Origin of the sequence: Promicromonospora sp. NPDC057488 (assembly GCF_042802395.1) — a bacterium.
Classification (GTDB): Bacteria; Actinomycetota; Actinomycetes; order Actinomycetales; family Cellulomonadaceae; genus Promicromonospora.
On sequence record NZ_JBHVEG010000227.1, the window covers coordinates 1 to 8,496 of the forward strand.

Below are 8,496 nucleotides of genomic sequence, written 5' to 3' on the forward strand. Positions count from 1 at the left end.
GCGTCGGGTTCCGCTCGGCCGCCGTCCGCCTGGAACCGGACGCGGCCGGCACCGGCTTCGCGATCGTCGTCAACGGCGAACCGATCCTCGTCCGCGGCGCCAACTGGATCCCCGACGACGCGTTCCCGCACCGGGTGGACCGGGCCCGGTACGCGCGACGCCTCGCCCAGGCCGAGTTCGCGAACATCAACCTGGTCCGCGTCTGGGGCGGCGGCATCTACGAGTCCGAGGACTTCTACGCGGAGTGCGACGAGCGCGGCATCCTCACCTGGCAGGACTTCCTGACCGCGTGCGCGGCCTACGCCGAGGACGAGCCGCTCTGGTCCGAGTTCGAGGCCGAGGCGCGCGAGGCGATCGTGCGCCTGGCCGCACACCCCTCGCTCGTCGTCCTCAACGGCAACAACGAGAACGTCTGGGGCCACCAGGACTGGCACTGGCAGGAGAAGCTCGACGGCCGCACCTGGGGCGCCGGCTACTACTACGACCTGTTCCCGTCGCTGGTCGCCGAGCTCGCGCCGCACGTCCCCTACACGCCCGGCAGCCCGTTCTCGCCCGATCCCGACGCCTACCAGAACGACCCGGCGCACGGGACCGTGCACGTCTGGGACCTGTGGAACACCCGGGACTGGCCGCACTACCGCGAGTACCACCCGCGGTTCGTCGCCGAGTTCGGCTGGCAGGGGCCGCCCACCTGGTCGACCCTGACGCGCTCGGTCTCCGACGACCCGCTGACCCCCGAGTCGCCGGGGATGATCGTGCACCAGAAGGCCAACGACGGGAACGGCAAGCTCACGCTCGGCCTGACGGCCCACCTGCCGCTGCCGAACGACATGGCCGACTGGCACTGGGCCATGTCGCTCAACCAGGCCGTGGCCGTCCGCACCGCGATCGAGTGGTGGCGCTCGCTGACGCCGCACAACACAGGCACGATCGTCTGGCAGCTCAACGACTGCTGGCCCGTCACCTCCTGGGCGGCCGTCGACGGCGACGAGCGGCGCAAGCCGCTGCTGCACGCCCTGCGCCACGCCCACGCGGAGCGGCTGCTCACCCTGCAGCCCGACGGCGGCGGCCTGGTGCTGGCCGCCGTCAACGATACCGCCGACGAGTGGGCCGGTGCGGTGCGGGTGGAACGCCGGGCGTTCGACGGGACGGTGCTCGCCGCCGCGACCGTGGAGCTGGCCGTCGCGCCCCGATCGGCCGGGCGGGTGGTGCTCGACGCGGCCGTCGCCGGGTCGGACGATCCCGCGGCGGAGCTCGTGGTGGCGCGTCTCGGCGACGCCGTCAGCCACTGGTTCTACGCCGAGGCCCGCGACTCGAAGCTCGGCCCGGCGGAGGTGGACGTCGACGCCAGGCGTACCGACGACGGCTGGTCCGTGCGGCTCACGGCGCGCACCCTGGTCCGGGACGCCACGCTGCTCGTCGACCGGATCGCTCCCGACGCGGAGGCCGACGACGCGCTCGTCACCCTGCTCCCCGGCGAGAGCGCGCAGATCGTCGTGCGCGGGGCGGTCGGCGCCGAGGCGGCCGACTTCGCGGACCGGTTGGTCCTGCGGTCGATGAACGACCTGGTGACCAGGGTCTAGGGCAGGGCGGCAGACGTGTCAGACCCACAGATCACTCCTGTGACCTGTGGGTCTGACATGTGAGGACGACGCCGATGGCGCGGCGCGCGTGCGCGCGCGCCTGCGCGCGGGACGGCGCGGGGGTGAGCCCGAGCAGGCGCTTCCGGTGCGCCTCGCCGAGCAGGAGCGTGTAGAGCGCCTCGGCCGTCTCGCGCGCGGCGTCGTCCCGGGGCGCCAGGCTCGCGGCGAGCACCTCGATGGACCGGGCTGGGCCCCGCTCGTAGAACATCGCGGCGAGCTGCGGGAGCTGGCGCGACTCGGCGATGACCAGCCGGTGGAGGGTCACCGCGTCGTCCCCGTGCAGGATGTGCACCATCCGGGCGGCGACCTCCTCCAGGTCCGCGCCGTCGTGGACCGCCGGCCGCTCGTGGGCGTGCAGCCGCTCCACCGCGGCGAAGAACAGCCCCGTCTTGTCCGTGAAGTGGCGGTAGACGGTCCGCTTGGTCGCGCCCACCGCGAGCGCCACCGCCTCGATGGTCGTGCCCGCGAACCCGCGCTCCGCGAACAGGCGGACGGCGGCCTCGATGATCTCCGCCCGCCGGGCGTCGGCGTCCTCGCGGCGGGGGCGGCCCGGGCCGCGCCGCGGTTGTCCGCCGGCCGGACGTGCTGCGCCGGGATCTGTGGCGTCGGGCCCTGTGGCGCCGGGCCCTGTGGCGCCGGGCCCTGTGGCGTCCGTCTCCTCGTCGTCTTTCCTCACGGCAAGAATGATACGTTGCCGTTTCATTGATGGCGATCTCATGGATGCGGAGGACGGTCGATGGCCGAGGAACGACTGCTGCACGTGGCGTTCAGCGACGACTGGGAGGCGTGCGAGCGGTTCGGGGAGTACGACGTCGCGACGCGCAGCACGCTGTTCGACGACACCGGTTACCTGCACGCGACGACCGCTGAGGCCCTGCCGGCGGTGCTGCGCGATGTCTACGGCGACGCGTCCGAACCCCTGGTGCTCGCCGTGATCGACGAGGCCGCGCTCGCGGCCCAGGGCATCACGGTCCGCTGGGCGGCCGGTGCCGGTCCGGGCGGCACCGCGGCGCCGCGCATCGAGGGCACGCTGCAGATGGACCGCGTCACCGTCCCCGCGGTGCTGCCCGTCATCAGGGGCGCCGACGGGTGGGTCGCCCCGGACCTCGACGGGTGGAACGTGCGCCGGACGGCGCCGCCCGCCGGCGGCGCTCGATAACCTACGACCCATGCCAACGCCCGCGATCCCCGCGCGTCAGCTGTTCGGCCGCGAGCAGGAGCGGCGCCGGCTGGACGAGCTGACCGCCGCAGCACGCGCCGGCCGGGGCGGGGCGCTCGTGCTGCGGGGCGAGGCCGGGATCGGCAAGAGCACCCTGCTAGAACACGTCGAGGAGGCGGCCGCCGGCTACCGGGTGGTGCGCGCCTCCGGGGCGCAGCTCGAGGCGGACCTCCCGTTCGCGGCCCTGCACCAGCTCTGCCTGCCGCTGCTGGGCCATCTCGCCGAGCTCCCCGCCCCGCACCGCGAGGCGCTCTCCGGAGCGTTCGGCCTCACCGACGCGGCGCCGGGCGTCCTCCACGTCGGGCTGGCCGCACTGGGGCTGATGGCGGCGGCGGCCAGGGAGCGCCCCCTGCTGTGCCTGGTCGACGACGCCCAGTGGCTCGACGCCGACTCGGCGGGCGCCATCGCGTTCCTCGCCCGGCGGGTCTCCGCCGAGCCGGTCGCGATCGTCCTCGGTGTCCGCCTGCCCGACGACGCGACCGAGCTGGACGGTCTGCCCTCCCTCGTCGTCGGCCCGCTCGGCGACTCCGACGCGAGGGCGCTGCTGGCGGCCCAGACGCACGAGGTGCTCGACGAGCAGGTCCGCGACCGGCTCCTCGTGGAGGCTCGCGGGAACCCGCTGGCGCTGCTCGCGCTGCCGCGCGCCGGCGGGTTCGCGCAGCCTGACGCCGCCTCGGCCCCGAACCGGGTCGAGCGCGGCTTCGCCGCTGCCCTGGCCGGCCTGCCGGACGACGCCCGCACCCTCCTCACGATCGCCGCGGCCGACCCGACGGGCGATCCCGCGCTGCTGTGGCCCGCCGCCCAGGCCCTCGGCCTCGATCTGGAGGCCACCGGGGCAGCCGCCACCGCCACCGGCCTGATCCAGTTCGGCACCCGCATCCGCTTCTACCACCCCCTGGCGCGCGCCGTCGCCTACCAGCGGGCAGGACTGACCGAACGGCGTCTCGCACACCGCCTGCTCGCCGACGTCACGGACCCCGGCACCGACCCGGACCGGCACGCATGGCACGGCGCCCAGGCCGCGGCGGTGCCCGACGACGACCTCGCCACCGCCCTGGAGGACTCCGCCTCGCGCGCCCAGGCCCGCGGTGGCGCCGCCGCGGCCGCGGCATTCCTCGAACGAGCGGCGGAGCTCACGCCGGACCCGGGCCGACGCACCCGACGAACCCTGGCAGCGGTCCGCGCGCAGCTCGACGCGGGCGCCGCCGACCGCGCCGCGGAGCTGCTCAGCGCCGCCGACGCCACCGACCTCGACGAGCTCCGGCGAGCCGACGCCGACCTGCTGCGCGGGCGCATCGCCTTCGTCCGCACGGGCGACGGCGACGGCCCGGCCCACATGCTGCGCGCCGCCGCCCGCCTCGCCCGCATCGACCCCGGACGATCGCGCGCGAGCTACCTCGACGCCCTGGAGATGAGCCTCCTGGTCGGCCGGGCCACCGGCATGATGGACCGGGTCCTGCGCGAGGCCCAGGCAGCATCGACGTCCGCCCGCCGCACCGACGTGCTGGACGCGCTGCACGTCCTGGCCACCGACGGACACCGCACCGGCGTACCCCTGCTGCGCGAGGCGCTCGACGGCGCCGACGGCGCGATGTGGACCCGGCACCCGGCGCTCGCGGTCGTCCTCGCGTCCGAGCTGTGGGACCCCGACCTGCACGCGACGATCGTCGAGTGGCTGCTCAAGGACGGTCGCGCCTCCGGGTCGCCGCTCGTCCTGCGGCTCGGCCTCGCCCAGGTCACCTCCGCGGCCGCCCTCGCGGGGGACCTGGACCGGGCGGCGTCGGCCGCCGCCGAGGAGGAGGCCGTCGCGGACGCGACCGGCGGGCCCCAGATCATCTACCACCGCGTGCAGCTCGCCGCGATGCGCGGCCGGCGCGACGAGGCGCTGGCGCTGTTCGAGGCGGTGACCGCCACGGCGGGCAGCGAGGGTCAGCTCGTCGCCAACGTCCACTGGGCGAGCGCGGTCCTGCACAACGGCCTGGCCGACTACCGCACGGCACTGGCCGAGGCGCGGCGCGCCGTCGACCTGGACGACCTCTTCATCGCCGGGTTCTCCCTGCCCGAGCTGGTCGAGGCAGCTGTCCGGTGCGGCGAGCAGGCCGTCGCCGTCGACGCGCTCGAGTCCCTGACCGAGCGGACCGAGGCGAGCGCGACGGCCACGGGGCTGGGCATCGCCGCGTACGCCAGGGGCCTGGTCACGGGGGCGGAGGAGCACTACCGGGAGGCCGTCGACCTCCTCGCGGACAGCCGGCTGCTGCCGTACCGGGGACGGGCCCACCTGCTCTACGGCGAGTGGCTGCGCCGCGAGGGCCGCAGGCGCGACTGCCGCCCGCACCTGCGCACCGCGCACGAGCTGTTCGTCGAGGCGGGCATCGAGGCGTTCGCCCGGCGTGCCGCCGACGAGCTGCGGGCCACCGGCGAGACGGCGCGCAGCCGGTCGGGCCACAGCCGCGACGAGCTCACGGCGCAGGAGCTGCACATCGCGCGGCTGGTCGCTACCGGTGCGACGTCGAACGAGGTGGCCGCCCGGCTGTACATCAGCCCCCGCACCGTCGAGGCGCACCTGCGCAACATCTTCCGCAAGCTCGGGATCGGCTCGCGCAGGCAGCTGAGGGACCGCGCCGACCTGCTCGGCGGTGCGGCGTCCGACTGAGGGCAGCCGGTACCTAGGTAGTTCCTACCGACGCGATGACCTGGGCCGATACGAGAAGTTTCACCCATGGAACGACGTACTGTCCTCAAGATCCTCGGAGTCGGCCTCGGCGGGGCGCTCGCCCTCGGCGGAGGCGGTCTGGGGATCTACTACGCGGCTGCCCGGCGGGACACCGCGGGAAAGATCGACCTCGACACCCCGCTGCGGATCCCGCCCCTGGCCGAGGCCACGGCCGGACCCTCGGGGGCGCTCGCCTTCGCGCTCGGCGTCCAGGCCGGTGAGACGCAGCTCAAGGACGGGCCGCCCACCCGTACCTGGGGTGTCAACGGCACCTACCTCGCCCCGACGGTCCGCGCCCGCCGGGGTGAGAGCGTGGAGCTCGCCGTGCACAACGGCCTGGACCAGGAGACCTCGCTGCACTGGCACGGCATGCACCTGCCCGCGGTCATGGACGGCGGCCCGCACCAGCCGGTGGCGGCCGGCGAGACCTGGACGCCGCGGTGGACCGTCGACCAGCCGGCGGCCACCCTCTGGTACCACCCGCACGTGCACGGTGCGACGGCCGACCACACCTACCGCGGCCTGACCGGCCTGTTCATCGTCGACGACGACGAGACCGACGCGCTGGGCCTGCCGTCCACGTACGGCGTCGACGACGTGCCGATGATCGTCCAGGACCGGGCGTTCGACGGCGACAACCAGTTTGTCGAACGGCTCCCGCTGGCGGGCTCGCTCGGCGTGATCGGCGACGAGATCCTCGTCAACGGCACCCTCGGCCCGTACCTCGACGTCACCACGCGGCTCGTCCGGCTCCGGCTGCTCAACGGCTCCAACGCACGGCTGTACCACTTCGGGTTCTCCGACGACCGCGGCTTCGCGCTGATCGGCACCGACGGCGGGCTGCTGGCCGAACCGTGGGAGACGAACCGGCTCCACCTCTCGCCGGGTGAGCGCGCCGAGATCGTCGTGGCCTTCGAGCCCGGCGAGACCGTGGACCTGCGCTCCTACCCGTCGCCGGACCTCGGCGGCGCGTCCGGCCGCCTCGACGGTTTCGCCGACCTGCTGGACATCTGCCGGTTCCGCGCCGTGGACACCCTCGCCGACGAGACCACGCTCCCCGTGGCGCTGGGCGCGGCGCCGGACCTGGCCGACGCCGTCGTGGCGGCCGAGCGGTCCTTCGTGCTCGCGTCGGACCAGATCAACGGCCGGTCCATGGCGATGGACCGGATCGACTTCGGCGTCCAGGAGGGCACCGTCGAGGTGTGGGAGGTGACCAACGACAACGGCTACATCCACAACTTCCACGTCCACGACGTCCAGTTCCAGGTGCTCACCGTCGACGGCGCCCCGCCGCCGCCCCACCTGCGTGGCTGGAAGGACACCGTGCTCCTGGTCCAGGGGAGCCGCTACCGCCTGGCGATGCGGTTCAGCGACCACACCGACCCGGACGTGCCCTACATGTACCACTGCCACCTGCTGCAGCACGAGGACGACGGGATGATGGGCCAGTTCGTCGTCCTCGACCAGGGCCAGGACGTCGGTGCCGTGCCCACCCGGCACGACCACACCTGACGTACCCGCTGCCCCGATCCGCACCACTCGAAGCATCGCCACCCGAACCGAGGACTGACATGACCATCTTCAGCATGCCCCGCCGCACCTCCCGCACCGCCGTCGCACTCGCCACCGCACTCGGGACGGCCCTCGTCGTCGCCGGGTGCGGAGGCGCGGAGGACCACGACGCCGAGGCCGGCGCCACCGCGAGCGCGTCCGCGTCTGCCCCGGCGTCCGACGCCGAGGCGCCCACTGCCGGCCAGCAGTGCGCCGGACAGGGCATCGACGACTCCGCCGCCATCACCAGCTCGACCGACATCCTGATCGACGCCCCGCTCGACCACGTCTGGGACGTGCAGACCGACGTCGAGTCCTGGGACGAGTGGCAGGACGCCGTCCTCACGGTCGAGCGCCTCGACTCGGGCGACCTCGCGTCCGACTCGCGGTTCCGCTGGACCACACCGGTTCCCGAGTCGGACTTCGCCCCCGCGGACACGCTGTCGATCACGTCCAGCGTGCAGGAGCTGGAGCCCGGTGCGTGCGTGCTCTGGGAGGGGCCGGCCGTCGGGGAGGCGATCACGATCGACCGGGGTGTCCACCTGTGGACGTTCACCGAGACGGACGGGGGCACGCTCGTGCACACCGAGGAGTCCTGGGACGCCGAGATCCTGGACGCGCTCGAGGGGCCGGACCACGAGGCCGTCGCGGGGATGCTCGGGGGAGGCCTGGACATCTGGCTGCAGGCGCTCAAGGCCGAGGCGGAGAAGCAGGCGTGAGGGCCTGCCCGCGCCGGGGCGCCAGCACCACGGGGGGAGTGGTCCGATGAGTCGGATGCTGCAGTTCGCCTGGTCGGCCATGGTCCCGGCGAAGCCGGAGCCGGGCCGGTCCATCCTCGACCCGATGGTGACTCGGATGCGCGTGCTGCCCCAGGACCTGGACTTCATGCGGGTGGTCAACAGCGGTTCCTACCTCCAGATCATGAACGTCGCCGGTTACCGCCACATGGGCCGGGCCGGGGGCCTGCGCCTGGCGGCACGGCAGTCCTGGCTCGGCGTGGTGGCGGCATCCACCCTGCGCTACCAGCGGTCGCTGCGGCTGTGGGACCGGTTCGAGGACACCTCGCGGGTGCTGGGGTGGGACGACCGGGTGTTCTACATCGAGCACGTGCTGACCCGGGACGGGAAGCCGTGCGCCCGCGGCGTGGTGGCGATGCGTTTCTTCCACGTGCGCAGCCGGGACCGCGTCAGCCCGCCCGACATCGTGCGGTTGCTCGCCCAGGATCAGGGGTATCCCGCGCCGGAGAGCCCCGCGCTGCCCGCCGACGTCGCCGACTGGGCGCGGTCGTGGGCCGGCCAGGTCACCCCTTAGCGCCATCGGCGCGGCTCGACGGGGTCGTCGGCCGGGCGGGTGGTCCCCGCCTGTCTCTT

6 protein-coding genes and 1 pseudogene are annotated in these 8,496 nt (G+C 74.1%); 6 read left to right on the forward strand and 1 reads right to left on the reverse strand.

The window, feature by feature from the left end; translation table 11 throughout:
• A pseudogene (locus tag ACFU5G_RS27380) lies at nucleotides 1-1,583 on the forward strand (glycoside hydrolase family 2 protein); the annotation flags it as partial.
• Nucleotides 1,584-1,614: 31 nt separating this feature from the next.
• Here the strand turns inward: ACFU5G_RS27380 and ACFU5G_RS27385 are convergent.
• Nucleotides 1,615-2,319 (reverse strand): TetR/AcrR family transcriptional regulator, encoded by a 705-nt coding sequence (locus tag ACFU5G_RS27385; RefSeq protein ID WP_377251820.1) that lies wholly within the window; start codon nucleotides 2,317-2,319, stop codon nucleotides 1,615-1,617.
• A gap of 60 nt (nucleotides 2,320-2,379) precedes the next feature.
• Between ACFU5G_RS27385 and ACFU5G_RS27390 the strand changes: the two genes are divergently transcribed.
• The 5 genes from ACFU5G_RS27390 (at nucleotide 2,380) to ACFU5G_RS27410 (ending at nucleotide 8,437) form a co-directional block, all read left to right on the forward strand.
• Nucleotides 2,380-2,802 carry a DUF952 domain-containing protein gene (locus ACFU5G_RS27390; protein ID WP_377251822.1) on the forward strand — a complete coding sequence of 141 codons (423 nt, stop codon included), beginning with the start codon at nucleotides 2,380-2,382 and terminating at the stop codon, nucleotides 2,800-2,802.
• A 10-nt stretch (nucleotides 2,803-2,812) separates the two neighbouring features.
• Nucleotides 2,813-5,515 (forward strand): AAA family ATPase, encoded by a 2,703-nt coding sequence (locus ACFU5G_RS27395; RefSeq protein ID WP_377251824.1) that lies wholly within the window; start codon nucleotides 2,813-2,815, stop codon nucleotides 5,513-5,515.
• A gap of 66 nt (nucleotides 5,516-5,581) precedes the next feature.
• Nucleotides 5,582-7,087: a multicopper oxidase family protein gene (locus tag ACFU5G_RS27400; protein WP_377251826.1), complete on the forward strand. Its 1,506-nt coding sequence runs from the start codon at nucleotides 5,582-5,584 to the stop codon at nucleotides 7,085-7,087.
• A gap of 59 nt (nucleotides 7,088-7,146) precedes the next feature.
• Entirely contained in the window at nucleotides 7,147-7,845 is a 699-nt protein-coding gene (locus ACFU5G_RS27405) for an SRPBCC family protein (RefSeq protein WP_377251828.1), read from the forward strand.
• A 46-nt stretch (nucleotides 7,846-7,891) separates the two neighbouring features.
• The gene (locus ACFU5G_RS27410; RefSeq protein ID WP_377251830.1) at nucleotides 7,892-8,437 is read left to right on the forward strand and encodes a thioesterase family protein; all 546 of its coding nucleotides are present in this window, start codon (nucleotides 7,892-7,894) and stop codon (nucleotides 8,435-8,437) included.
• The last annotated feature ends 59 nt before the right edge of the window (nucleotides 8,438-8,496 follow it).